Origin of the sequence: Streptomyces sp. NPDC058701 (assembly GCF_042715295.1) — a bacterium.
Lineage (GTDB): Bacteria > Actinomycetota > Actinomycetes > Streptomycetales > Streptomycetaceae > Streptomyces.
Genome location: NZ_JBHXSY010000037.1, coordinates 44,426 through 69,841, shown reverse-complemented (window position 1 = coordinate 69,841; position 25,416 = coordinate 44,426). Strand labels below are relative to the sequence as shown.

The following is a 25,416-nucleotide window of genomic DNA, read 5'->3' as shown; positions in this document are numbered from 1 at the left end:
CCGTCCGGCACGGGCGCGGCCCCGGTGTCCGCGGGGGCCGGGCCCGCCGCGGCGAAGCCGCGGCCGTCCGTGTCGGCGGGCTCCGCCGGGGGACCGCCGTCGCCGTCGCCGCCGGGACCGTCCGCGGGGCCCGGCTCCCGGCCGGCGTCCGGGGCCGGGTGGTACTCGGCGTCCCGGGCAGCGTCGAACTCCGCGTCGCGGGCCGGGTCGCGGGCGGCGTCCCGGTTCGGGTCGTGCGCCGCCCCCGCGTCGGGGTCGGAGCCCGCGCCGTGCTCGGGGTCGGTGTGCGCCGCCTCGGCGGCGGCTCCGGCCGGCAGGCCGGTACCGGGCTCGGGAACCGGGCCGGCCCCCTGCCCGTCGCCCTGCTCCGGCGAGCGGCCCGGCTCCGGCGCGTGCCGCTGCTCCGGCGCGTGCCGCTGCTCCGGCGCGTGGCCGAAGGCGGCGAAGCCGTGCCCGTCGGTGTCCCTGTCCCGGGCGGTCCGCGCCGAACCGGCGGCCGGCTCCGCCGGCTCGGGTTCGGCACGCACGCCGCCGAAGAGGTCCAGCCCGCCCGGGGCCGGCCGCTCCTCCGGCTGCGGCGTCGCCGCCGGGCCGTGGGCGGCGTCGATGTCGTGCGGGGCCGGGTGCGCCGGCTCGCCCTCGGACGCCGGCTCGCCCTCGGACGCCGGTACGCCGTCGGGCAGCGGGGTTCCCACGCCGGGCCCGCCCAGCACGCGGGGGCCGCGGCGCGGGGTGCCCACGCCGGGACCGCCCGCGACCCGTCCGGCCGCGGCGGCCGCCACGGCGGCGTCGGTGCCCGGCAGGACGCCCGTGCCGGTGTCACCGGAGGGCTGCGGCGCGGCGTAACCGCGGGCGCCCTCGAAGTCGGGGTGGTTCGCCCACGGGGCGCTGGCGCCGCCCGGGAGCGTCGCCGGGGCCTGGCTCCAGTCGGCGTCCAGCCCGCCCTGCCGGAAGTCCCCGGTCCGGCCGGCGGCGTCGCCCGGTGCGTACGGGCCGGTCGCGCCGCCCAGGTCGTACTGCCCGGACACCTCGCCGGACGCGTACGGGTCCGGCGCCCCACCCGGTGCGTACGGGTCCGGTGAGCCGCCCGGTGCGTACGGGCCGGTCGCGCCGCCCAGGTCGTACTGGCCGGACACCTCGCCCGACGCGTACTGGCCGGATACGCCGCTCAGGTCGTACTGCCCGGACACGCCGCTGAGGTCGTACTGCCCGGACACATCGCCCTGTTCGGACAGTTCGGGCAGGACCCACTGCCCCGTGGCCGCGTCCGGGACGGTGCCCGCGGCCTGAGCCGCCTGCGCCGCCTCCGGGAACCGCCACTCCGCGGTCTCGCTCTGCCCCGGCCGGTACTCCTGGTCCTGGCCGTGGTCCTGGCCGTGGTCCTGGCCGTGGTCCTGACCGTAATCCTGGGCCTGGCCCTGGCCCTGGCCGTGTCGCTGTCCCTGCCCCTGCTCCGCCGGGGCGAACGCCGCCGCCACCGAGGCCGGCAGCGGGATCGACGCCGGGATGGGCCCCCCGACCGGGGCCGGCCCCTGGCCGACCACCCTGCCGGAGGCGGTGCCGGGCGCCGGGTCGGAGGGGGCCGAACCGGCCGCTTCCGGCCACTGCACCGGGATCGTCCAGGTGCCGGTGGCGGCGGGGTCCGTCGTGGCCGAGCCGAGCGGCACGATCATCGGCGGCGGCACGTACCCGTGCCCCGGCGCGGCCAGGGGCTCCCCGGTGCCGAGCGCGTCCAGCATGTCCTGCGGCAGCTTCACGAAGGCCGTCGCGTCGGAGTCGTACTCGCCGCCGTGCGGCACCGGCTCCCAGCCCCATTCGGGGCCCGCGGAACCCGCGTTGCCCGGGTCCCCAGTCGCTCCGCTCACGTACCCGTTCCCGTTCCCACTCATGAGGTCAGCGCCCTCCCCAGGGCCCTCCGTGCCAGTACGGCCACCGTCCGCCGCAGATGCAGAACTCCGGGAGCCACCGGTTCGCCCTGGTCGGGCACGCAGGCCGCCGCGACGTACTCGCCGAAGGCCTCCAGCGCCTCGGGGGCCAGGCTCCGCTCCCCGTCCCAGTCGATCAACGAGGCCACCCACTGCTCGGCCTCCAGCGGCCGCAGCGGCATCGGGGCGACCGCCCCGATCGCGCAGCGCACGCCCCGGCGCGCGGGGTCCAGTACGAGACCCACGGACGCCACCGCACGCCCCGGCCCGGTACGGCCGGTGGCCTTCAGGAACACCTGGGGGGCGTGCAGCAGCGGTACCCGCACGAAGCCGATGAGCTCGCCGGGCCGGAGCATCTCGCGCCCGGCCAGCAGGTACGACACGGGGATCTCGCGCGATCCGCCCGGGCCGACGATGACGAGCACGGCCTCCAGCGCGGCCAGCACGGGCAGGGCGTCACCGGTCGGCGCGGCGGTGGCGATGTTCCCGCCGAGGGTGCCGGCGTTGCGGATCTGCGGGGGCCCGGCGGCGCGCGCGGCGGCCGCCAGCGCGGGGATCAGGGCGGCGAAATCCGGCCGCCCCATCCGGGCGTGGGTGAGGCCGGCGCCGAGCAGCGCGTGGCCGTCCTGGTACTGCCAGCCACGGATCTCGTTGATCCGGCCCAGCCCGACGAGGGCGGCGGGCCGCAGCTGCCCGGCGTTGACGGCGGCCATGAGGTCGGTACCCCCGGCGACGGGGACGGCTGCGGGCATGGCAGTGAGAGCCGCGACCGCCTCCTCGAGCGAGGCCGGCAGCGTCACGGACTGCGCTGCCTGCGACCCCTGAGGCTCCTGAGATGAATGCGGTGCGTGCGATGCGTGCGGTGCGTGCGTGGTCAACCCAGCTGCCCCTTCCCGATGTCCCGGTCCCGGCGCTCACGCCTGTCCGCCGTACGGTACGTGCTCACCGCCGGGACGTGGCAACTCTGGCACATCTTCCGGGCCGCCCGGCGCGAGGGTCGGCCGGGCGGCGGCCGCCCCCGCCCACCTCGGACGATCGCCCGGTTTTCCCCGTATCCACCGAAATCGAGGAAGAGTTCCGGTTCGAAGGGTTTCGCCGTGCCCCGCCGTCCGCCGTCACACGTTCGGGGGTTGACCCTCGATCGGACGTCCGAGCACGCCGGGCCGGCGCTGCCAGGGCAGCGGACCGCCCGGCGGCCGGTAGCCGACGCCGAGCGCGTCCAGCCGCCGGTAGTGCGTCGCCAACCGCTCCTCGAACCCCGCGAAGTCCCGCTCCCGCGGGGCCGGCTGCTGCGACCACACCACCTCGGCGAAGGCGGCGAGGCGGGGGAACGCCTGGTAGTCGACGCGGCCCTGATCCTCCATCACCTCGGTCCACACGTTGGCCTGGGCGCCCAGGACGTGCGCGGCCGCCTCCGGGGACAGCTCGGGCGGCACCGGCTCGAAGCGGTACACGTCCTCCAGCGACCGCACGTACCCGATGGGCACCGGTTCGTCGGGGCCGCCGTCCTGACGGTGGTCCAGGTACACCTGCTGCTCGGGGCACATCACCACGTCGTGCCCCGCCTCGGCGGCGGCGATGCCGCCCGCGTAGCCGCGCCACGAGGACACGGCCGCACCCGGCGCCAGCCCGCCCTCCAGGATCTCGTCCCAGCCGATGAGCCGCCGGCCGCGCTCCGCGAGCCAGCCGTCGAAGTGCCGGACGAACCAGGCCTGCAGGCCGTCCTCCCCGCCCACCCGCAGCTCGGCGATCCTCGCCTGCGCGGTGGGCGAGGCCCGCCACTGAGCCTTCGGGCACTCGTCGCCGCCCACGTGCACGAAGGGCGACACGTCCGCCGGGAAGAGGTCCAGGAGTTCCTCGAAGACCCCCTCGTAGAACCGCAGCACGGCCTCGGTCGGCGCGAGCACGTTCTCGGTGATCCCCCAGTCGTCCCACACCTCCAGCCCGGCCGTGTCCACGACGTCGGTGTTGCCCAGCTCCGGGTAGGCGGCGATCGCGGCCTGCGAGTGCCCCGGCACGTCGATCTCGGGAACGACCCGCACGTGCCGCTCCGCCGCGTACGCGACGATCTCGCGGATGTCGTCCTGGGTGTAGAAGCCCCCGTGCGGGGTCTCCCTCCACAGCGGCGAAGCCCGGTGCCCCCACCGGCTGCGCGCCCGCCACGCGCCGACGCCGGTGAGGCGCGGGTACCGCTTGATCTCGACGCGCCACCCCTGGTCGTCCGTCAGGTGCAGGTGCAGCACGTTCAGCTTGTGCGCGGCGAGCAGGTCGATGTAGCGCAGGACCCCGTCCTTCGGCATGAAGTGCCGTGCGACGTCGAGCATCATGCCGCGCCACCCGAACCGCGGGGCGTCGGCGACGGCCGCGTACGGCAGGCTCCAGGTCCGGCCGGGCAGTGGCGCCCTGCGGTGGGCGTCGGGCCCGAGCAGCTGACGCAGCGTCTGGGCGGCCCAGAACAGCCCGGCCGCGCTCGCGCCGGTGAGCTCCGCGCCGTCCGGGCCGATGTCGATGCGGTACGCCTCCGGGCCGGACCCGCCGGACGACGCGGGGTCGATGCGCAGCCGCAGCTCCCCGGGCGTCCCCGGCGCGGCGTCCGGCAGGCTCCAGCCGGTGGCCGCGCCCAGCGCGCGGCGCAGCCAGCGCGCGGTGTCCGCGGTGCCCGGGCCGGCGTCGAGGGCCGGGTCGGCCCCGAAGGCGTAGCGGTGTCCGCCCTCGTGGGGAACGGCGTTCCGGGGTGCGGGGATCAGGTCCATGCGTCAGCCCTTCGCAGCAGCCAAATCGTTGCGCACTGTGCAACGCTCGTTCCGCAGTGCGCTGACGCGGCCGACCCTAACCCGCTCCGCGGGCACGGCAAAGGCCCCCGGGGTGCGCAGACTGCGCACCCCGGGGGCCCGGGTCCTGCTCGGAGCGGCCGGTCCTACTTGTCCTTGCCGCCCTTGTCCTTGTCCCCGCCGGGGCCCATGGACTCGTAGATCTCCTTGCACATGGGGCAGACCGGGTACTTCTTCGGGTCCCGGCCCGGCACCCACACCTTGCCGCAGAGCGCGACGACGGGGGTGCCCCCGAGCGCGCTCTCCATGATCTTGTCCTTCTGGACGTAGTGGGCGAAGCGCTCGTGGTCGCCGTCACCGTGGGACACCTGTGGCGTCGGCTCTACGAGGGTCCCCGTGCCAGTCCCGCGCTCGGGCTCAAGAGTGCTCATGGACCCAGGGTACCGACCCCCGACCCGGTCAGTTCAGCGACGGGTCGTCCGGATAGGTGGCGACCATCGCGAGGTCGCCGCGCTGGCGGCGCAGCACCGCCCGCCAGAGGCGTTCCGGATCGGGGAAGGCCACGTCGCCGGGCTCGGACTCCACCACGTACCACGCACCCTCGCCGAGCTCGACCTCCAGTTGGCCGGGCCCCCATCCGGAGTAGCCGGCGAAGATGCGCAGGCCCCCCAGGGCGGCGGCCAGCAGCTCCGGCGGGGCCTCCAGGTCGACCAGGCCGATGGCCCCGTGCACCCGGCGCCAGCCGAGGGGGCCCTCCTCCCCCGGGATGACCGCCACGCCCAGCGCCGAGTCCAGGCCCACGGGTCCGCCCTGGAAGACCACGCCGGGTTCGCCGGCCAGGGGCGCCCAGGGCAGCAGGACCTCGCCGACGCCCACCGGGGTCGGCCGGTTGAGGACGACGCCGAGCGAGCCCTGCTCGTCGTGGTCGAGCAGCAGCACCACCGCGCGGTCGAAGTTCGGGTCCGCGAGGGCGGGGGTGGCCACGAGCAACCGGCCTGTGAGGGAGGACACCTCGGTCATGCCGCCATGATCCCGCACATCCGTCCTTCCGGGGCATCGGACGGCGAGATCGAATCCGGCGCAGCTCAGGGCACGCGGCGGCGGCGCGGGACCGGCCGCGCCGGTGCGGGCGGAACGCGACACTCCGCCATGGGGTGGATACGGAGGGTGTTGTACCGAATTCATGACAGTCCTACGGCCGCGTCAGCCCTACGAACAACGGGGTGGTGACCCTTACTCTTCTCACTGGCCCCCTGCCCACCCCTCCCGGAACGCGAGATTCATGACCGGCATCAGTGACGATGTACTGCTTGTCCACGGCGGTACCCCGCTCGAGGGCGAGATCCGTGTCCGCGGTGCGAAGAACCTCGTGCCCAAGGCCATGGTCGCCGCTCTGCTCGGCAGCGGACCCAGCCGGCTGCGGAACGTTCCCGACATCCGTGACGTGCGCGTCGTGCGCGGGCTGCTCCAGCTCCACGGGGTGACGGTCCGTCCCGGCGAGGAGCCGGGCGAGCTGGTGCTCGACCCGACCCACGTCGAGAGCGCGAACGTCGCCGACATCGACGCCCACGCGGGCTCGTCGCGCATCCCGATCCTCTTCTGCGGCCCCCTGCTGCACCGCCTCGGCCACGCCTTCATCCCCGGCCTGGGCGGCTGCGACATCGGCGGACGGCCGATCGACTTCCACTTCGACGTGCTCCGCCAGTTCGGCGCGACCATCGAGAAGCGCGAGGGCGGCCAGTACCTGGAGGCTCCCCAGCGCCTGCGCGGCACCAAGATCCGCCTGCCCTACCCGTCGGTCGGCTCGACCGAGCAGGTGCTGCTGACGGCCGTACTGGCCGAGGGCGTCACCGAGCTCAGCAACGCCGCGGTGGAGCCGGAGATCGAGGACCTCATCTGCGTCCTGCAGAAGATGGGCGCCATCATCTCCGTCGACACCGACCGGACCATCCGGATCACCGGTGTGGACCGTCTCGGCGGCTACAACCACAAGGCCCTCCCGGACCGCCTGGAAGCGGCCTCCTGGGCCTCCGCGGCCCTGGCCACCGGCGGCAACATCTACGTGCGCGGCGCCCAGCAGCGCTCGATGATGACGTTCCTGAACACCTACCGGCGTGTCGGCGGGGCGTTCGAGATCGACGACGAGGGCATCCGCTTCTGGCACCCCGGCGGCCCGCTCAAGGCCATCGCGCTGGAGACGGACGTGCACCCCGGCTTCCAGACCGACTGGCAGCAGCCGCTGGTCGTGGCCCTGACGCAGGCCTCCGGCCTCTCGATCGTCCACGAGACGGTCTACGAGTCCCGCCTCGGCTTCACCTCGGCGCTCAACCAGATGGGTGCTCACATCCAGCTGTACCGCGAGTGCCTGGGCGGCTCCGCCTGCCGCTTCGGCCAGCGCAACTTCCTGCACTCGGCGGTCGTCTCCGGCCCCACCAAGCTGCAGGGCGCCGACCTGGTCATCCCCGACCTGCGCGGCGGCTTCTCGTACCTGATCGCGGCGCTGGCGGCCGAGGGCACCTCGCGGGTCCACGGCATCGACCTGATCAACCGCGGCTACGAGAACTTCATGGAGAAGCTCGTGGAGCTCGGCGCGAAGGTCGAGCTGCCCGGCGGCGACCTCGTCTGAGCCGTACCACCGGCGCCTGGAGGCCCCCCGGACCCCGCAAGGGGTCCGGGGGGCCTTTCCGTGGCCCGTACGGCCGCGTACGGGGCCCCCACGGCCCGCGCGGCAGCCGTGGCGCCCCGCGGCGGCGGCGGACGGCCCCGCACGCGCCGAAGGGCGGCCACCCCGTACGGGGTGGCCGCCCTTCGGCGTTCCTGCTGTCACGCTGCCGTCCCGGGGGCCGGTGCGGCCCTCGGCACAAGGGCGGAACTACTTGCCCTTGGCGGCTTCCTTGAGCTTGGAGCCCGCGGAGACCTTCACGCTGTAGCCGGCCGGGATCTGGATGGGGTCGCCGGTCTGCGGGTTGCGCGCGGTGCGAGCGGCACGGTGGGTGCGCTCGAAGGTCAGGAAGCCGGGGATGGTGACCTTCTCGTCGCCCTTGGCGACGATCTCGCCGACGGTCTCGGCGAGCGCGGCCAGAACGGCGTCGGCGTCCTTGCGGGTCACCTCGGCGCGCTCGGACAGAGCGGCCACCAGCTCACTGCGGTTCATGTTGTACTCCCGTGTTCAACGTGCCTTAGAGGCGTGAGATCGAAGCCGATGCTGCCAGGGCCCTCGGACAGTCCCCGGACCCGGGTCTGAACGTCAGACCCTCTCGCCCGGTTACGCATCCTGCCCCCACCAGCGGCGGGAAAGCCAATCCGGCACCCGCCGGGGTCACACGAAAAGCGCCACAGTCACGCGGCGGTGACGCTCCGTCCGCCTTCGGTCGATGCGGACCGCGGACCACACGGGCATCCCCGCAACCCTAGAGGCGGCCCGCCGGGGCCGCATCCCGCGACGCGCCGGAACCGGGGGGCGTGAGGGTGCTCACAGGGACCGTCAGGACCCCGAGGCGGCCTTGCGGACGGCTCCGGCGACCGCGCCCGCGACCTTGTCGTTGAAGACCGACGGGATGATGTAGTTCGCGTTCAGCTCGTCCTCGCCGACGACGTCCGCCAGCGCGGCCGCGGCGGCCAGCATCATGTCCGTGTTCACGGTGCGGGACTGAGCGTCCAGCAGGCCGCGGAAGACGCCCGGGAAGACCAGCACGTTGTTGATCTGGTTCGGGAAGTCGGAGCGGCCGGTGGCCACGACGGCGGCCGTCTGACGGGCGATCGCCGGGTCCACCTCGGGGTCCGGGTTCGCGAGAGCGAACACGATGGCGCCCTCGGCCATGGCGGCCACGTCGTCGCCGGAGAGCACGTTCGGGGCCGAGACGCCGATGAAGACGTCGGCTCCGACCACGGCCTCCTTCAAGGTGCCCGTGTAGCCCTCGGGGTTGGTGTTGTCGGCGATCCAGCGCAGCGGGGAGTCGGCGGCCGCGTCGACGAGGTCGGGGCGGCCCGCGTGCACGACGCCGTGGATGTCGGCGCTCACCGCGTTCTTCACACCCGCCGCGAGCAGCAGCTTCAGGATGGCCGTACCGGCCGCGCCGGCACCGGACATGACGACCTTGACGTCGCCGACCGCTTTGCCGACCACGCGCAGCGCGTTGGTGAGCGCGGCGAGCACCACGATCGCGGTGCCGTGCTGGTCGTCGTGGAAGACGGGGATGTCGAGGGCCTCGCGCAGCCGTGCCTCGATCTCGAAGCAGCGCGGCGCGGAGATGTCCTCCAGGTTGATGCCGGCGAAGCCCGGGGCGATCGCCTTGACGATCGCGACGATCTCGTCGGTGTCCTGGGTGTCGAGGCAGATCGGCCAGGCGTCGATGCCGGCGAAGCGCTTGAAGAGGGCGGCCTTGCCCTCCATGACGGGCAGCGCGGCCATCGGGCCGATGTTGCCGAGGCCCAGGACGGCGGAGCCGTCCGTCACGACTGCGACGGAGTTGCGCTTGATGGTGAGGCGGCGCGCGTCCTCGGGGTTCTCGGCGATCGCCATGCACACGCGGGCCACGCCCGGGGTGTAGATCATCGAGAGGTCGTCGCGGTTGCGGATGGGGTGCTTGGACGCCATCTCGATCTTGCCGCCGAGGTGCATCAGGAAGGTCCGGTCGGAGACCTTGCCGAGGCTCACCCCCTCGATGCCGCGCAGCTTCTCGACGATCTCGTCCGCGTGCGCGGTGGACGTCGCGGCGATGGTGACGTCGATCCGGAGCTTCTCATGGCCGGAGGCGGTCACATCGAGGCCGGTGACCGAGCCGCCGGAGGACTCCACGGCGGTGGTGAGCTGGGAGACCGCGGTTCCGCTCGCGGGCACTTCCAGGCGGACCGTCATCGAATACGAGACGCTGGGCGCCGTTGCCATGGCCGTGTTCCTCTTCTGTCCCTGGTTTTCGCTGTACACACAGAGCCCCGCGCACGGCGGGCGTGGCAGGACCTGTTGTCCGATCGTCCCACCTACCTGCCGGTACAAGGTAACCAGCTACAAATTTCGGAAAGACACTTCCACCATACGAGAGAGTTGGGGCGTGCGGAATGGTGGATTGATACAAAACAGGTCCGCGCCCTCCACTCAGTGGAGGGCGCGGACCTGGGGTATCGCCTACTTCGGGTACTGCGGGTTACTGCTGACGTCTATGACACCGACCCGCCATGCTCGCCTCGCGGCAAGTGGTCGCTCTAAGCGACGAAGGTTGGGCCCGGGGGCTTGGATCGAGTCGGTGCCGTCTCCAGGCTAACAAAGGATCGCCGGAAGCGAGCCCCCTCCCGGGGGTGGATTTCGGACACCACGCTCCCGGCTGCCGACCATCCGGCGGTACGCCCCCGGCGGCTACGGCAGCAGCAGCTCCGGGACCCCGTCCGCGTCGGGCCGGTCGCGTTCCGCGGAGACCACCGTGAGCTGCTGGGTCGCGCGCGTCAGCGCCACGTACAGCACCCGCAGGCCCGCCGGGGACTCGTCCGCGATCTCCGCCGGGGAGACCACCACCGTGGCGTCGTACTCCAGCCCCTTGGCCTCCAGGCTGCCCAGCGCGACGGCCCGGCCGCCGAGGTCCGCGAGCCAGCCCGCGGCCTCCGCGCGCCGGTCCATGGCCACGACCACGCCCACGGTGCCGTCCACCTGCTCCAGCAGCCGGCGGGTCTCCTCCCGTACGGCGGCCCCCAGGTCCGTCCCGGCGGCCGTGAAGCGGGGCTCCAGGCCGGTGGAGCGCACCGCGGTCGGCGGCTCCATCCCCGGCATCGCCCGGCGCAGCACCCGGGAGGCCACCTCGGCCACCTCGGCCGGGTTGCGGTAGTTCACGGTGAGGGTGAACCGGCGGCGCGGGCGGCTGCCCAGGGCCTCGTCCCGGGCGGCGGCCGCCTCCTCCGGGTCCGTCCAGGAGGACTGCGCGGGGTCGCCGACCACCGTCCAGGTCCCCATCCGGCCGCGGCGGCCCACCATCCGCCACTGCATGGGCGTCAGGTCCTGGGCCTCGTCCACGATGACGTGCGCGTACTCGGTGCGCTCCGCCGCGAGCCGCTCGGCCCGCTCCCACTGGGTCTCCTCGCGGGTCGGCATCAGCTCCTCCAGCCCGCTGAGCTGGTCCAGCGGGTCCATCTCGCGCCGGCGCTTGGGCCGGGCGGGCGCGCCGAGGAGCAGCTGGATCTCGTCCAGCAGGGCCACGTCGTGCACCGACAGGGGGCCCGTGCCGTCGGGGCCGAGCCGGCGCAGCGAGCGGGCCAGCTGACGGGCCTCGCGCGGGGACAGGTCCCGGCGCGACCAGCGGCCGAGCCGGCGCTCGTCGGCCATGGAGGCGAGCACGGCGCGCGGGGTCAGCTCGGGCCACCAGGCGTTCAGGAAGCCGATGAAGGCGTCCTCGGTGGAGACGTCCTCGTCGAAGGCGGAGCGCAGCTCGGCGGCCAGCTCCGGGTCGCTGTGCCGGCCGGAGCCGCCGGACTTCGCGTACAGCGCGTCGAGCAGCAGCTTGCGGGCGCGCGGCCGCAGCAGGTTGACGGGCGCGGTGCCGCTGAGCGCGTTCTGCCGGATGCGGTCGAGCTCGGCGGACTCCAGCTCCTGGCGGCGCCCGAAGGCCACCACGCGCAGCCGGTCGGGCGCGTTCCCGAGCTCCAGGGCGCCCCGCACGGCCTTGCGCAGCACCTTGAGCATCCGGGAGGAGCCCTTGATCCGGGCCGTGGCCGGGTCGTCGTACGTGGTCGCCTCGGCGCCGTCGACCAGGGAGCCGAGCGCGCGGATGGCGACCTGGCCCTCCTCGCCGAGGGAGGGCAGGACGCCCTCGGTGTACGCGACGAGCAGCGGCGTCGGGGAGACGATGAGGATGCCGCCGGAGTAGCGGCGCCGGTCCTGGTAGAGCAGGTAGGCGGCGCGGTGCAGGGCGACGGCGGTCTTGCCGGTGCCCGGTCCGCCCGCGACCTCGGCCACGGACGCGGCGGGCGCCCGGATGACCAGGTCCTGCTCGGCCTGGATGGAGGAGACGATGTCCCGCATCGAGTGGGTGCGGGCCCGCCCGAGGGCGGCCATCAGGGCGCCGTCGCCGATGGCGGGCAGCTCCCGGCCGTCCAGGGAGGCGGTGACCTCCGGGCGCATCAGGTCGTCCTCCACGCCCAGCACCTTGCGGCCCTTGGAGCGGATGACGCGCCGGCGCACGACGCGGCCGGGCTCCTTGGGCGTGGAGCGGTAGAACGGCGCGGCGGCCGGCGCGCGCCAGTCGATGACCAGCGGCGCGTAGTCGGAGTCCAGGACCCCGATCCGGCCGATGTGCAGCGTCTCGGCGATGTCGGCCGTGAGGTCCTCGCGGATCGCGTCGTCCGCCGGCTCGACGGAGGTGAACGCGCCGTCCGGCCCGCGCTCCCCGTCCTTGCCGAGGACGAGGTCGATGCGGCCGAACAGGAAGTCCTCGAACTCGTTGTTGAGCCGGTTGAGGTGGATACCCGCCCGGAAGACCTGCGCGTCGCGCTCGGCGAGGGCGCCGGGCGTCCCGACCTGGCCCCGCTTCGCGGCGTCGTTCATCAGGAACTCGGCCTCGTGGATCTTCTCTTCAAGGCGTCGGTACACCTGGTCGAGATGCGTCTGCTCGACCCCGATCTCCCGATCGCGGACGGAATCCGCCGTGCTGTCGACAGCGGCATTCTGCGCGGCCACCAAGGCCCCCTTCTGACGTGCATGGGCGACCGTCAACCGTACGCGAATCCGCGGCCTGTCCGCATGCCCGTTCCGGAACCGGTCTCGCGGGCCGGTACGCCGCCTACCGGGGCCCTGCCGCCAGGACCCGCCGGCGGTGCCGGGCGACGCGCTCGCGGTTGCCGCACAGCTCGCTGGAGCACCAGCGGCGCCGGTGGCCCCGGGAGGTGTCCAGGTAGACCCGGGTGCAGCCCTCCCCCTCGCAGGTCCGCAAGAGCGCCAGGTCGCCGGGATCGGTCAGCAGCTCGACGGCGTCCCGGGCGACGGCGGCGAGCAGCGCGCCGCATCCGACGCCCCCGCACAACTGCCGTACGAGGTGTCCCTCCTGGTCCCGTACCGCGCACAGGCCCGGGGGTGGTCCGGCGGCCAGCGCGTTGACCCGGCCGAGCGCCCGCGCCGTACCGGCGGTCGGGTCGGGGGCGTGCGGGGCGGAGGCGTGCGCCGTGCCGGCCGGCGGGTCGGCGGCCGGGCGCGGCTCCGCCCGTACGAGGGCCTCCACGTCGCCGCGCAGGTCCCGGAAGGCGGCGACCCAGTCGGGCCCGAGCCGGGCCAGCGGCGTCCGGTCGGGCACCAGCCCGGCCCCGACGAGCCACAGCCGCAGGTCGTCGCCGTCGGCGAGCCCCTCGTGGGGCGCGCGCGTGGCCACCAGGTCGAGGCAGAGCCTCCCGGAGTCGAACCACATCCCCGTCACCGCCTCGCCCGCCGGAGCCCGGCCGCCGTCGCTCCTCCCAGAGTGCCCGCGGGCGGGGCGGGGCGGAACCCCCCGTGCGGACCGGGACGTGCCGCCCGGGCGCCCGTCAGCCGCCGGCGGGCGGCGGGTCCCCGTGCAGGATCCGCTGGAACAGGCAGTGGTCGCGCCAGGCGCCGTTGATGTGGAGGTAGCGCGGGGCGAGCCCGTACTGCTCGAAGCCGGCCTTCGCCAGGACCCGCTGCGAGGCCGCGTTGTCGACGAGGGTCCCGGCCTCGACCCGGTGCAGGCCCACCTCGTCGCGGGCGGCCCGGCAGACCTCCTCGACCCCGGCGGTCGCCAGCCCGCGGCCGTTCCACGCGCGGTCCACCCAATAGCCGACGCCGCCGCTGCGCAGCGGCCCCAGCACGATGTTGCCGAGGTTGATCGAACCGACGACCGCGCCGGTCGCCGTCTCGACGAACACGTACGGGACGATGCGGCCCGCGTCCCGCTCGGCGAGCACGCCCGCGATGCGGGCCCGCTGTCCGGCCTCCGTGTAGAAGGCCTCGGGCCGGGACGGCTCGAAGGGGGCCATGTACGCCCGGTTGCGGGCCAGCACGTCGGCGAGACCGGCCGCGTCCCCGGGCTCCAGCAGCCTCATCCCGACTCCGTCAACGATCATCCCGGCACGCTAGCCGACGACCGCGGACCCTGCCCAGACCGAGGATGCGCAGACGCCGTGACGCGCGGACCCGATGATGCGCGGACCCCAGAGCGCGCGGACCCCAGGGCGACGGGAACCGGCCGCGTCCGCGGAGCGCCGTCGGGCGTCATTCCCGGTGCGGGTCCGCGTACTTGAGGTCCCCGCCCGCGTCCAGCGACAGCCGGTACCCCCGCTTGACCACGGTCTGGATCAGCTTCGGCGACCCCAGCGCCACCCTGAGACGGGCCATCGCCGTCTCCACGGCGTGCTCGTCGCTTCCGGCGCCCGGCAGCGCCCGCAGCAGGTCCGCCCGCGACACCACCCAGCCCGGCCGCCGCGCGAGCGCCCGCAGCAGCGCCATCCCGGCCGGCTGTACGGGCCGCAGCTCCGCGTCCAGCAGCACCGCGTGCCCGCGCACCTCCAGCCGGTGTCCGGCCACCGGCAGGACCCGGGCCCGTCCCGGCAGTTCCTGGCAGAGCAGCTGCACCAGGGGTCCCAGCCGGAAGCGTTCCGGCTGTACCGTGTCCACCCCGTGTGCCTGGAGCGGCAGCGCGGTGACCGGCCCGACGCACGCGGAGAGCACCGGGCCCCGCAGCGCCGCGAGCACGGGTTCCCGTACGCCGCGCTCCGCCGCCCGGGACAGCAGGGAGGCCGCCGCGGGCGCCGAGGTGAAGCTGACCGCGTCCACCGAGCCGCCGGCCACCGCGTCGAGCAGCCGGTCCAGCGGCGCGAGGTCCTCCGGCTCCATCCACCGGTACACCGGGACGACGACCACCTCCGCGCCGCCCGCCCGCAGCGACTCCACGAAGCCGGGCAGCGGCTCGCCGTGCAGCTGGAGCGCGATCCGCCGGCCGGCCACGCCCGCCGCCAGCAGCCGCTCCAGCACCTCGGCCAGCGACTCCGACTCCGGCGACCAGGTCTCCACGAGCCCGGCGGCCCGGATGGAGCCCTTGACCTTCGGCCCGCGCGCGAGCAGTTCGCTCCGGCGCAGCCGTTCCAGCAGCTCCTCGCCGATCCCCCACCCGTCGGCGGCCTCGATCCAGCCGCGGAACCCGATGGCGGTCGTGGCGACCACCACGTCGGGGGCGGCGGCGATCAGCTCCTTGGTGGCGGCGAGCAGCTCGCTGTCGTCGGCCAGCGGCACGATCCGCAGTGCGGGCGCGTGCAGGACGGCGGCCCCGCGGCGGCGCAGCAGAGCGATCAGCTCGTCGGCGCGCCGGGCCGCGGTGACTCCGACGGTGAAGCCCGAGAGGGGGCCCGGACCGGTGTGCTGCCTGTGCTCGTACATGTGACCTGCCTTGCCCAGTGGGTCGGTATCGCGCCGCGGGAAGCGGTGGGGGAAGCGGGCGCGGGCGCGGAACCGAGCCTGCACGCACGGCGTGTCAGGCTCGGTTCCGTCGTATTTCGCGGCCGTTAACCGGCGTTACACCGAGGTGAGCTGCGGCTTCGCCGCCGCGCCCGGCTCCGCGACGATCACCGGGACCGGCCGGCGAAGGTATACCGCCCAGGTCACCGCGCAGCACACGGCGTAGAACCCGAGGAAGGTCACGAAGGCGGCCGTCCCGGACCCGGAGGCGGTGAACGCCTGCCGGAACACCAGGTTGATGCCGAGCCCGCCGAGCGCCCCGACCGCGCCGATCAGTCCCATGGAAGCCCCCGACAGCCGTCGTCCGTACGCCGCCGCGGCCTCGCCCTCCATGCCCCGGGCCAGCGCCTTGGCCTGGAAGATCCCCGGGATCATCTTGTACGTCGAGCCGTTGCCGAGCCCGCTGAGGACGAACAGCGCGACGAACCCGACCAGGAAGACCGCCAGCGACTCCCGCACCGAGGCGAGGACGACGACCCCGGTCGCCGCCGCCATGGCCACGAAGGTGACCAGCGTGATCCGGGCCCCGCCGAAGCGGTCGGCGAGCGCCCCGCCCACCGGCCGGATCAGCGAACCGAGCAGCGGCCCGATGAAGGTCAGCGACGCTGCCTGGAGCGGGGTCCGGCCGAACTGCGTCTGCAGGACCAGCCCGAAGGCGAAGCTGTACCCGATGAAGGACCCGAAGGTGCCGATGTACAGGAACGCCATGATCCAGGTGTGGGGCTCGCGCACCGCCTCCCGCACCGCGCCGGTGTCGTTGCGCACCGGCGCCAGGTTGTCCATCCGCAGCAGGGCCAGCACGGCCGCCGCAACGATCAGCGGGAGGTAGGCGGCGAGCAGCAGCCTCGGGTGCCCGGCACCGGCGGTGGCGATCACCAGCAGCGCCGCGAGCTGCACGACGGGGACGCCGATGTTGCCGCCGCCCGCGTTGAGCCCGAGCGCCCAGCCCTTCCTGCGCAGCGGGAAGAAGGCGTTGATGTTGGTCATCGACGAGGCGAAGTTCCCGCCGCCCACCCCCGTCAGGGCCGCCACCAGCAGGAACGTGCCGTACGAGGTCCCCGGCTCCATCACGACCAGCGCGGCCGCGGTCGGCGCGAGCAGCAGCAGGGCGCTGACGACGGTCCAGTTCCGGCCGCCGAACCGGGCGACGGCGAAGGTGTACGGCACCCGCACCAGGGCCCCGACGAAGGTGGCGGTCGCGATGAGGAAGAACTTCCCCGCGGGGTCGATCCCGTACCCGGGGCCCATGAAGAGCACCATCACGGACCACAGGGACCAGATGGAGAAGCCGATGTGCTCGGACAGTACCGAGTACAGGAGGTTGCGGCGGGCGATCCGCTCCCCCGACTCCTGCCAGAAGACCTCGTCCTCGGGGTCCCACCGCTCGATCCAGCGGCCCCCCTTGCGCGGTGCGGTCGTACCGGTCATCACACGCCTCCACAGCTGTCGCGTCCGTGGTGACGACGGTAGGAACGGCGCGTTTCAGCCCCGGTCCCCGCCCGATGACCGCGGGGATACCTTGCTCTCACCCGCCCCGGGGGCCGGGTGTGAGCCGCCCGGGGTCCAGCTGCCGGGAGGCGGTACCAGCCACCCCCGCTCGGCGGCCAGACCGGCGGCCGCGGTGCGCAGGGCGTCGAGCCCGGGGTGGCGAAAGCCCGTGCGCCACACCATCGACAGCGGCGACAGCGGCACCGGCCCGGTCAGCGGCCGCTTCACGCAGCCGGGCATGTCGGGGAAGTCCACCGCGACCAGCACCGGATTGCCGGTCTTGGCCATGACCCGCCCGAACTCCTCCTTGCCCATGGCGACCGGCGCGGGCGGCGCCACCTCGATGCCCCGGCCGGCGAACAGCTCGCGGGCCAGCGCCGTCCACTCCAGGGTCCGCGGGTTCCCGGCGCCGGCGTACACGGACTCCCCGGCCAGCCCGTCCAGCGGTACGGCCCCCAGGCCGGCCAGGGCGTGGCGCTCGGGCAGCAGCACGGCGAGCGGTTCGTACCGTACGGGGCACCGTTCGAGGCGGGCCCGCAGCGCCGGGCCGAGCCCGTCGGCGTACCCGAACGAGACGTCGAGCCGCCCGGCCGCGATCTCGGCGGCGGCATGGGTCAGCCCGCTCTCGAAGCGGGCCATCAGCTCGCATTCCGGGGCGAGTTCGCGGGCCCGTTCCAGGACGGTGCGGCCGGTGCCGGGCCCGTCGGTGTTCACGTCGACCAGGAGCGCGCGGGGCTCGCCGCCCCCGCCGAAGGCCGCGGCCAGCTCCTCGTGCGCGCGCAGCACGCGGCGGGCCAGCGGCAGCAGCCGCTCCCCGTCGGGCGTCAGCTCCACCTGCCGGGTGGTCCGAACGAACAGGGCCGCGCCCAGGTCCCGTTCGAGCCGCCGGACGTCCCGGCTGAGGGCCTGCTGGGCGACGTACAGGCGGGCGGCGGCGCGGGTGAAGTGCAGCTCCTCCGCGCAGGCGACGAAGCCGCGCAGCAGCCGGGGTTCCACATCGCGGGGCATCACCCCCGGAGACTAACAACGCAGGGGCGTGAATGGGTCCTGAACAGGTGTTGGACCAGGGCCGGGACCGGACCCGAGGCTGTGACCATGCCCACCGCGCCCACCCGCCCCGCCTCCGCCCCGACCGCCCGTACCGCCTCGGCCCGTACCGCCCCGGCCCGTACCGCCTCCCCCCGTACCGCCCCGGCCCCTTCCGCGCCCGTCCGTTCCACGGCCCCCGGCTTCTCCGCGTCCGCCCGGGCCGCGGGCGGCGCCGGATCTGGCGCCCGTGCGCCGCGGATGACCGTCACCGGCTCCACGCTCGTCATCGCCGCCCCGGCCGCCCCCGCCGCCCCGGGCCGGGCTTCCGGCCGGGCCCCGGCCCGCGTCCGGCGGGCTCGCGCCCACGGCCCGTACCGCCGGCTGTTCGACCTCCCCGGGACCCGCGCCTTCACCGCCGGGAACCTGCTCGCACGGCTCCCGATGGGCATGTTCGGAGTCAGCGCGGTCATGATGATCGCCGGTCAGCGCGGCTCGTACGCCCTCGCCGGGGCGGTCACCGCCACCGGCCTGGCCGCCACGGCCCTGGTCGCACCCTGGACGGCCCGCCTGGTCGACCGGCACGGCCAGGCCAGGATCGCGCTCCCCGCGGCTCTGATCGCCGTCCTGGGCTCCCTCTCCCTGGTCGCCTGCGTCCGCCTCGACGCTCCGGCCTGGACCCTCTTCGCCGCGTACGCCGCGACCGCCACCACCCCGAACATCGGCGGCATGTCACGCGCCCGCTGGACCCACCTGCTGCGCGGCTCCCCGGCCGCGCACCACACGGCGATGTCCTTCGAACAGGCCGCCGACGAACTGTGCTTCATGCTCGGCCCGGTCCTCGCGGCCGTGCTGTGCACCTCCGTCTTCCCCGAGGCGGGCACCCTCACGGCCGCGGCCTTGCTCCTGGCCGGGATGCTGGTGTTCACCTCCCGGCGGGCCACGGAACCCCCGGTGTCCGCCGCGCCGCGGGGCGGCGCGTCCCCGCTGCGCGCGCTGGGCCCGCTCCTGCCCGTCTTCCTGGCCACGGGCGTGGTCTTCGGCTCGATGGAGGTCGCCTCGATCGCGCACCTCGCCGCGCACGGGCTGGGCGCCGCCTCCGGTCCGGTCCTGGCCCTCCAGGCGGCGGGCTCCTGCGCGGCCGGCCTGGTCTACGGCACCCTGCGCCCCCGCGGCCTGCCGTTCTGCCTGGCCGCGATGGCCGCCCTGATGGCCCTCCCCTGGGCCGCGGCCGCCGCCGGTTCCCTGCCCGCCCTGGCGGCCGCGCTCCTGCTGGCCGGGATGGCCACGGCCCCGACGATGGTCACCGCGATGTCCGAGGTCCACACCCGTACCCCCGAGGGCCGCCTCAACGAGGGCATGACCCTCGCGGTCACCGCCATCCTCACGGGCATCGCCGCGGGCTCGGCCTCGGCCGGCCTGCTCGTGGACCACCTCGGGACCACCACGGCCTACCTGCTGCCCGCGGCGGCGGCCGCGCTCGCCCTCCCGGCGGCGGCGTCCGGCGGATTCATGCGGCGGGCGAGTGATCGCTCCCGCGTGGTACGCACCGCTTCCGGCCGGGATCGGACATAACTGGGGGTGTCTCCCCAGCGCCCTTCCCTTTGCGGAGGAACTTCCCCGTGCCTTCTTCCCGTTCCGTACCCGCTGCCCTGATCGTCGCGGCCGTCACCGCGACCTGTCTGGTGCCCGCCGTCCCGGCCCTGGCCGACTCGGCCGGCCTCCGCTTCTCCCAGCCGTACCTGCCCTCGATCGCCCCGGGCCGTACGGGCCGCGTCGTCATCGCCGCCGTCAGCGGTGCGGAGCCGGTCACCAGCGGCACGTTCCGCATCACCGCCCCGGCTCGTACGACCTTCCCGGAAGCCCGCTTCTACTGGAACGGCCAGCGCGCGGCCGCCCCGTGCACCCGCTCGTCGGACGCCCGGCTGCTGACCTGCGAGGCCGGCACCCGCGCCGGCTTCGCCTTCCCCCGCGACGCGCGGACGCAGCTGGGGGTCGCGCTGCGGGTGGACGCGGACGCCCCCGAGGGCACGACGCTGGACGGCGGCGAATGGGCCACCGGCACCGGCGAGTCGGCCCTGTTCGGCGTCTCGACCCCCGTGACCGGCCCGAAGGGCGACGACGGCAGGCCCGGCCACGACGGGAAGCCCGGCCACCACGGCAAGCCGGGCCGCCCCGGCCCCCAGGGCGAGAAGGGCGACAGGGGAGAGAAGGGCGACCGCGGCGACCGGGGAGACCGCGGCGACACCGGCGCGACCGGCCCCGCCGGACCCCGGGGACCCGAGGGACCCCGCGGGGAACAGGGCCCGTCCGGCGGCCCCAAGGGTGACAAGGGCGACCGGGGCGACCGCGGCGACCGGGGCCCGCGCGGCGACCGCGGCCCGGCCGGCCCCAAGGGCACCAAGGGCGGCAAGGGTGACCGGGGCGACCGCGGCCCGATCGGGACGCAGGGCCCCCAGGGACCGAAGGGCCCGAAGGGCCCGAAGGGCGACCGCGGCCCGCAGGGACCCCAGGGCCCCCAGGGGCCGAAGGGCGACTCCGGCCAGCCCGGGAAGCCCGGCCAGCCCGGTACCTGCAAGAAGTGCGGCGGCCACCACGAGACCCCGCAGCCGAAGGCCCGCATCGTCTCCCCCGGCAAGGGCCTCGGCATCCACTCCGGCCCGGGCACCGGGTACGCGAAGAAGGGCAAGGCCCTGACCGGCGACGTCGTCGCCGTCCAGTGCAAGGTCAACGGCCAGACCGTCGACGGAAACGCGATCTGGTACAAGCTCGCCGACGGCCGCGGCTGGATCGCCGCCCGCTACGCGAAGAACCTCAACAAGGTGCCGGTCTGCTGACAGCCCCCCGCCGCACCCCCTGACGAAGGCCCCGCAGCCCCGAGACTGCGGGGCCTTCGTCCGTGCCGCGGGGGCAAGAGTTTCAGGGATTCCCCCTACCGGTTCCGTAGAACAGGCCCGTGCGACGGGGAGTGAGGTGGGTGCCATGTCCGTAAGCGCCGGCGAAGCCCGCGCCACGCTCTTCTCGCTGATCGAGCGCGGTAACACCGACCACGATCCGGTGCGCATCACCTCCGGGAACGGCGACGCCGTCCTCATGTCCGCGGCCGACTACGACGCGTGGCAGGAACCGTCTACCTCCTTCGCTCCCCCGCCAACGCCCGGCGGCTCATGGAAGCCGTCGCCCGCGACCGCGACGCACGTACCGGGCGGACGCCAAAGAAGTGAAGATCCTCAAGGCGCGCTACGACTACTGACCCGCAGCACGAGAAAACCCCCTGACCTGGCGAAGTTCTCGCAGGTCAGGGGGTCTTTTCACATGGGGTGGTGGAGATGGCGGGAATCGAACCCGCGTCCAACGGTGCAGAAGCAGGGCTTCTCCGAGCGCAGTCCGCTGCGCTTTTCTCAGCCCCGGAGATCACACGGACGAGTCTCCGACGGGCTCAGTCACTGTTTGATTTCCCTCCAACCCCCGCGACCGGGGCTAGAGGTTTAGATCCCTAGTTGACGCCAGGATCCGGACCGGGACCACTTCCGGGCTGACGCTCCTCACAGAGGCTTCAGCTCACTGTTATTAGGCAGCGAGGGTGAAGCGGGAGTTATCGCTCTTGGTGTTGGCGATTATTGTTTGCGACATGTGGTTAGCGAGATCATTGCCGCTTCCTCGGCTCGCTTCCCCTGCATCGACATCCGCTGTCGAAACCGATCATCCCCATGTTTTTTTATCAACGTGCCCCACCGCGAGCGGGAGGCGCTGACGCCATCCTACGCGAAGTGGACCACCGCGTGCCAGGCGATTAAACCGTGCCCCGCTGCTTGCGCCGTACGGCCGAGATCGCCCGGTTCGTCTCGCGCGTGTCCTGCTTCTCGCGGAGCGTCTGCCGCTTGTCGTACTCCTTCTTGCCCTTGGCCAGCGCGATCTCGATCTTGGCCCGGCCGTCCTTGAAGTAGAGGGCGAGCGGCACGATCGTGTGCCCCGACTCCTGCGCCTTCCGCTCCAGCTTGTCGATCTCCTCGCGGTGCATGAGGAGCTTGCGCTTGCGCCGGGCGCTGTGGTTCGTCCAGGTGCCCTGGCTGTACTCCGGCACGTGGACGTTGTAGAGCCACGCCTCGTTGCTCTCCATCGTCACGAAGCCGTCGACCAGCGAGGCCCGGCCCTGGCGCAGGGACTTGACCTCGGTGCCCGTGAGCACGAGACCGCACTCGTAGGTGTCGAGGATCGTGTAGTCGTGGTGCGCCTTCTTGTTCTGGGCGATCAGCTTGCGCCCTTTTTCCTTAGCCATAGTGCGGTCATTTTCGCACTACGGACCCACCCCGAGGCCACCCAATACCGTGGCGGCCCGTTCCTCGGTCCCGTCGCCCGCCGTGAGGTCCGGGGTGATGCCGGCGCCGTCGAGGCTGCGGCCCGCCGGGGTGCGGTACGTGCCCACCGTCAGCTCCGCCACCGAACCGTCCGGGAGCGCGGTCGGCATCTGCACCGAGCCCTTGCCGAAGGTCCGGCTGCCGACGGCCACCGCCCGGCCGCGGTCCTGGAGGGCGCCCGTCAGCAGTTCGGCCGCGCTCATCGTGCCGCCGTCGACCAGGGCCACCAGTGGCCGGGCCGTGTCGCCGCCGGGGGCCGCGTACAGGGCGCGCTCCTCGCCCCGCACGTCGTAGGTGGCCACCAGCCCGCCGTCCAGGAAGGCGGAGGCCGCCGTCACCGCCTCGGCGACCAGACCGCCCGGGTTGCCGCGCAGGTCGAGCATGACCCCGGCGCCCGCCGGGGCCGCGTGGACGGCGGCCCGCACCCGCTCGCCGGAACCGCGGGTGAAGGAGGCGACCTTGATGACGGTGATCCCGCCGGGCAGCCGGCGTACGGTCACCGGTTCGGTGCGCAGCTGTTCGCGGCGGACGGTCTCGGTGAGGTCGGCGCCGCCGCGGCTGAGGCCGAGGACGACGGGGGTGCCCTCCTCGCCGCGCAGCAGGGCGGTCACGTCGTTCGCGGCGAGGCCGGTGACGGCGCGCCCGTCGACGCTCAGCAGCCGGTCGCCGGCGCGCAGGCCGGCCCGGGCCGCGGGACTGTCGGGCTGGACCTTGTCGACCTCGATCAGGCCGTCCGGGCGGCGTTCCGTCCAGAGCCCGACGCCGGTCCAGCGGCCGTCGAGGCCCTCGGCGAAGGCCGCGTACTCGCGCCGGTCGTAGACGGTGCCCCAGCGGTCGCCGCTGCGGCTGACGACCTCCTGGGCGGCCTTCTTGCCGGACTTGCCCTCGGCGACGGCCTCGGCCGCGGCCCGGGCGACGGCCTCCCGGTCGGCGGTGCCGCTCGCGCGGGGCGGCGCGGCGGGCTCCGGGGCGGTGGCGCCGGCCGCGAGGACGGCCGGGGCACCGGGCTCCTCGCGGTCCCAGCAGCCGGTGCTCGCGGCGGCGCCGACGGACGCGAGGAAGGCCAACGTCAGGACGGCCCCGCGACGCAGGTCGCGGGGCCGGAGACAGAGGGCGGGCAGAGCCGGCATGGCGCCGAGTCTAGGACAAGCCCCGCGCCGCTACGGATGGTTGACCGGACCGCTCGCGGGGCGCTTGTCACACCTTCAGGTACTTGCGCAACGCGAGGAAGGCGGCCATCGAGGGCATCAGGAGGCCGATGAACAGCACGTACGGGAGCTTTGCGATCACCGAGCTCCAGCCCATGAAGTCGATGATCTGGATCTTGGTCCGCAGCTCGAAGCCGTGGTCGATCACGAAGTACTGCCCGGAGACGAGCATCAGGCAGGCGATGACCGCGCCGATGAGGCCCGCGACGGCCGCCTCCATGATGAACGGGACCTGGATGTAGAAGCTGGAGGCGCCCACCAGCCGCATGATCCCGGTTTCCCGCCTCCGGCTGAACGCGGAGACGCGCACCGTGTTGACGATCAGCAGCAGTGCCACGACCAGCATGATCAGCATGATGCCGAGGGCCGCGATGTTGACGTAGTTGAGGATCTTGAACAGGACGTCGATGGCCTGGCGCTGGTCGTCGACGGTGTGGATGCCGTCCCGCCCGGCGAAGGCGGAGGTGACGACCTTGTACTTCTCCGGGTTCTTGAGCTTGACCCGGAACGACTCCTGCATCTGGTCCGGGGTGATGGAGGAGGCGAGCGCGGTGTGCCCGTACTGCTCCTGGTAGTGCTTGTAGGCGTCGTCGGCCGACTCGTACGCGACGGACTTCACCAGGTCCATCTGCTTGAGCTCGGTCTCGATCTGCTTCTTCTGGTCGGCCGTCACCGCGCCCTTGCGGCAGGTGGCGACGCCCGCGGCCTGCGTGACCGCGCCGTCCGGCTTGGTCGTCGCCTCACTGGCTTCCTCCGCGTCCTGCTTGTTGCAGAGGTAGATCGAGACGTTGGCCTTGTCGTACCAGTAGCCCTTCATCTTGCTGACCTGCTCGCGCATGAGCAGGGAGCCACCGAACAGGGCCAGCGACAGGGCCACGGAGATGATGACCGCGAAGGTCATGGTGAGATTGCGACGGAGGCCGACGCCGATCTCCGACATGACGAACTGGGCGCGCATGGCGTCCTTTCAGTGCTGGTAGCCGTAGACGCCGCGCGACTGGTCGCGTACGAGACGGCCCTGTTCGAGTTCGATGACGCGCTTGCGCATCTGGTCGACGATCTGCTGGTCGTGCGTCGCCATGATCACGGTGGTGCCGGTCCGGTTGATCCGGTCCAGCAGCTTCATGATGCCGACGGAGGTCTGCGGGTCGAGGTTGCCCGTGGGCTCGTCCGCGATCAGCAGGGCGGGTCGGTTGACGAAGGCGCGGGCGATCGCCACGCGCTGCTGCTCACCACCGGAGAGCTCGCCGGGCATCCGCTGCTCCTTGCCGCCGAGGCCCACCAGCTCCAGCACCTGCGGGACCGCCTTGCGGATCTCGCCCCGGGGCTTGCCGATGACCTCCTGCGCGAAGGCGACGTTCTCGGCCACCGTCTTGTTGGGCAGCAGGCGGAAGTCCTGGAAGACGGTCCCCAGCTGGCGCCGCATCTGCGGGACCTTCCAGTTGGAGAGCTTGGCGAGGTCCTTGCCGAGGACGTGCACCTGGCCGTGGCTCGCCCGCTCCTCGCGCAGGATCAGCCGCAGGAAGGTGGACTTGCCGGAGCCGGAGGAGCCGACCAGGAAGACGAACTCGCCCTTCGCGATGTCCAGGGAGACATCTCTGAGTGCGGGGCGGTTCTGCTTCGGGTAGGACTTGGAAACGCTGTCGAATCGGATCACGGATGCACCACGGTCGCCGGGAGTAGGTGTGCGTGACCATACGCGAACGGGCGCGGGGTGTGGACCCGGCCTCCGGAGTTGCCCGTTTTATCCCCGGGTCCGTAGGGGTCCCGACCGGGACTGCCCGGGGGGCCGCGCCGAATGCCGGTGAAGCTGGCACAGTGGTAGGGGGAACGGACCGGTTCCCACCGCCGTTGTACCCAGCGGAACCCAGGGCGAGAGGAGGAGCGCATGACATATGACCGGCTCGTGTGCGCGAACTGCGCCGCACCCGTCAGCCAGGGCCGCTGCCCGGTGTGCCGGGCGAACCGGGAGCGCCTCCAGCGGGAGCAGGAGGGCCCCTTCTCCGGCCTGAACCCCGTGACGCTGATCGCGCTCATGGTGGTCCTCGTGGCGGCGCTGGCCCTCGTGGTCCAGCAGACCGCGTAGCGGGCGGACGCCGGCGCTGCCGCGCCGCGTACCGATCATCCCGGCAGGACGAAGGGCCCGGACACCTGCAGGTGTCCGGGCCCTTCTCCGGTCCGGGAGCCCGTAGGGCCGCCGGA

21 protein-coding genes, 1 other RNA gene and 1 pseudogene are annotated in these 25,416 nt (G+C 73.7%); 5 read left to right on the top strand and 18 right to left on the bottom strand.

What is annotated here, in order from left to right; all coding sequences use genetic code 11:
- From ACFWW8_RS29795 to ACFWW8_RS29775, 5 genes are all read right to left on the bottom strand, one after another.
- Nucleotides 1-1,865 (bottom strand): hypothetical protein (locus ACFWW8_RS29795; RefSeq protein ID WP_386533489.1); only part of this gene is annotated, 1,865 nt, incomplete at its 3' end.
- A 20-nt stretch (nt 1,866-1,885) separates the two neighbouring features.
- Nucleotides 1,886-2,803, bottom strand: a complete 918-nt coding sequence (locus ACFWW8_RS29790) for an FAD binding domain-containing protein (protein WP_386533487.1) — start codon at nt 2,801-2,803, stop codon at nt 1,886-1,888.
- Nucleotides 2,804-3,040: 237 nt separating this feature from the next.
- On the bottom strand, nt 3,041-4,678 hold the full coding sequence (locus ACFWW8_RS29785; RefSeq protein ID WP_386533484.1) for a beta-N-acetylhexosaminidase: 1,638 nt from the start codon (nt 4,676-4,678) through the stop codon (nt 3,041-3,043).
- Nucleotides 4,679-4,842: 164 nt separating this feature from the next.
- The gene (locus ACFWW8_RS29780; protein WP_030161320.1) at nt 4,843-5,127 is read right to left on the bottom strand and encodes a DUF3039 domain-containing protein; all 285 of its coding nucleotides are present in this window, start codon (nt 5,125-5,127) and stop codon (nt 4,843-4,845) included.
- A gap of 28 nt (nt 5,128-5,155) precedes the next feature.
- Nucleotides 5,156-5,716 carry a YqgE/AlgH family protein gene (locus ACFWW8_RS29775; protein WP_386533481.1) on the bottom strand — a complete coding sequence of 187 codons (561 nt, stop codon included), beginning with the start codon at nt 5,714-5,716 and terminating at the stop codon, nt 5,156-5,158.
- Nucleotides 5,717-5,978: 262 nt separating this feature from the next.
- Here ACFWW8_RS29775 and murA point away from each other — a divergent pair, with 262 nt between their 5' ends.
- A complete protein-coding gene (gene murA / locus ACFWW8_RS29770) occupies nt 5,979-7,322 on the top strand; it encodes a UDP-N-acetylglucosamine 1-carboxyvinyltransferase (RefSeq protein ID WP_386533479.1) in 1,344 nt (447 codons plus the stop codon).
- A 246-nt stretch (nt 7,323-7,568) separates the two neighbouring features.
- On the opposite strand, the gene ACFWW8_RS29765 is transcribed toward murA, so the two are convergent.
- The 8 genes from ACFWW8_RS29765 to ACFWW8_RS29730 form a co-directional block, all read right to left on the bottom strand.
- Nucleotides 7,569-7,850 (bottom strand): HU family DNA-binding protein, encoded by a 282-nt coding sequence (locus tag ACFWW8_RS29765; RefSeq protein ID WP_007264399.1) that lies wholly within the window; start codon nt 7,848-7,850, stop codon nt 7,569-7,571.
- A gap of 330 nt (nt 7,851-8,180) precedes the next feature.
- Nucleotides 8,181-9,584 (bottom strand): NAD-dependent malic enzyme, encoded by a 1,404-nt coding sequence (locus tag ACFWW8_RS29760; protein WP_386533476.1) that lies wholly within the window; start codon nt 9,582-9,584, stop codon nt 8,181-8,183.
- 465 nt (nt 9,585-10,049) lie between these two features.
- Nucleotides 10,050-12,356 carry a HelD family protein gene (locus ACFWW8_RS29755; protein ID WP_386533474.1) on the bottom strand — a complete coding sequence of 769 codons (2,307 nt, stop codon included), beginning with the start codon at nt 12,354-12,356 and terminating at the stop codon, nt 10,050-10,052.
- A 103-nt stretch (nt 12,357-12,459) separates the two neighbouring features.
- Entirely contained in the window at nt 12,460-13,077 is a 618-nt protein-coding gene (locus ACFWW8_RS29750; protein ID WP_386533471.1) for a CGNR zinc finger domain-containing protein, read from the bottom strand.
- A 115-nt stretch (nt 13,078-13,192) separates the two neighbouring features.
- Nucleotides 13,193-13,747, bottom strand: coding sequence for a GNAT family N-acetyltransferase (locus ACFWW8_RS29745; protein ID WP_386533468.1), 555 nt, complete (start codon nt 13,745-13,747; stop codon nt 13,193-13,195).
- A 148-nt stretch (nt 13,748-13,895) separates the two neighbouring features.
- Nucleotides 13,896-15,056, bottom strand: a complete 1,161-nt coding sequence (locus ACFWW8_RS29740) for a uroporphyrinogen-III synthase (RefSeq protein WP_386533465.1) — start codon at nt 15,054-15,056, stop codon at nt 13,896-13,898.
- Nucleotides 15,057-15,191: 135 nt separating this feature from the next.
- Nucleotides 15,192-16,562 (bottom strand): nitrate/nitrite transporter, encoded by a 1,371-nt coding sequence (locus ACFWW8_RS29735; protein ID WP_386533462.1) that lies wholly within the window; start codon nt 16,560-16,562, stop codon nt 15,192-15,194.
- A 54-nt stretch (nt 16,563-16,616) separates the two neighbouring features.
- Nucleotides 16,617-17,630: a LysR family transcriptional regulator gene (locus tag ACFWW8_RS29730; RefSeq protein ID WP_386533459.1), complete on the bottom strand. Its 1,014-nt coding sequence runs from the start codon at nt 17,628-17,630 to the stop codon at nt 16,617-16,619.
- 279 nt (nt 17,631-17,909) lie between these two features.
- On the opposite strand from ACFWW8_RS29730, the gene ACFWW8_RS29725 reads away from it, so the two are divergent.
- The 3 genes and pseudogenes from ACFWW8_RS29725 (at nt 17,910) to ACFWW8_RS29715 (ending at nt 20,872) form a co-directional block, all read left to right on the top strand.
- Nucleotides 17,910-19,223 carry an MFS transporter gene (locus ACFWW8_RS29725; RefSeq protein ID WP_386533498.1) on the top strand — a complete coding sequence of 438 codons (1,314 nt, stop codon included), beginning with the start codon at nt 17,910-17,912 and terminating at the stop codon, nt 19,221-19,223.
- A gap of 47 nt (nt 19,224-19,270) precedes the next feature.
- Nucleotides 19,271-20,485 (top strand): SH3 domain-containing protein, encoded by a 1,215-nt coding sequence (locus ACFWW8_RS29720; protein WP_386533456.1) that lies wholly within the window; start codon nt 19,271-19,273, stop codon nt 20,483-20,485.
- Between the two features lie 145 nt (nt 20,486-20,630).
- Nucleotides 20,631-20,872 (top strand): annotated as a pseudogene (locus ACFWW8_RS29715) (type II toxin-antitoxin system Phd/YefM family antitoxin).
- A 97-nt stretch (nt 20,873-20,969) separates the two neighbouring features.
- Here the strand turns inward: ACFWW8_RS29715 and ssrA are convergent.
- The 5 genes from ssrA to ftsE all read right to left on the bottom strand — a co-directional run bounded on the left by ssrA (nt 20,970) and on the right by ftsE (nt 24,871).
- Nucleotides 20,970-21,358, bottom strand: a transfer-messenger RNA (tmRNA) gene (gene ssrA / locus ACFWW8_RS29710).
- An 83-nt stretch (nt 21,359-21,441) separates the two neighbouring features.
- Nucleotides 21,442-21,927, bottom strand: coding sequence for an SsrA-binding protein SmpB (gene smpB / locus ACFWW8_RS29705; RefSeq protein ID WP_386533453.1), 486 nt, complete (start codon nt 21,925-21,927; stop codon nt 21,442-21,444).
- An 18-nt stretch (nt 21,928-21,945) separates the two neighbouring features.
- Nucleotides 21,946-23,136 (bottom strand): S41 family peptidase, encoded by a 1,191-nt coding sequence (locus ACFWW8_RS29700; protein WP_386533451.1) that lies wholly within the window; start codon nt 23,134-23,136, stop codon nt 21,946-21,948.
- A 67-nt stretch (nt 23,137-23,203) separates the two neighbouring features.
- A complete protein-coding gene (ftsX, locus tag ACFWW8_RS29695) occupies nt 23,204-24,172 on the bottom strand; it encodes a permease-like cell division protein FtsX (RefSeq protein WP_386533448.1) in 969 nt (322 codons plus the stop codon).
- A 9-nt stretch (nt 24,173-24,181) separates the two neighbouring features.
- A complete protein-coding gene (gene ftsE, locus ACFWW8_RS29690; protein WP_267726349.1) occupies nt 24,182-24,871 on the bottom strand; it encodes a cell division ATP-binding protein FtsE in 690 nt (229 codons plus the stop codon).
- Between the two features lie 231 nt (nt 24,872-25,102).
- Between ftsE and ACFWW8_RS29685 the strand changes: the two genes are divergently transcribed.
- Nucleotides 25,103-25,300, top strand: coding sequence for a hypothetical protein (locus tag ACFWW8_RS29685; RefSeq protein WP_383927616.1), 198 nt, complete (start codon nt 25,103-25,105; stop codon nt 25,298-25,300).
- Nucleotides 25,301-25,416 lie beyond the last annotated feature (116 nt).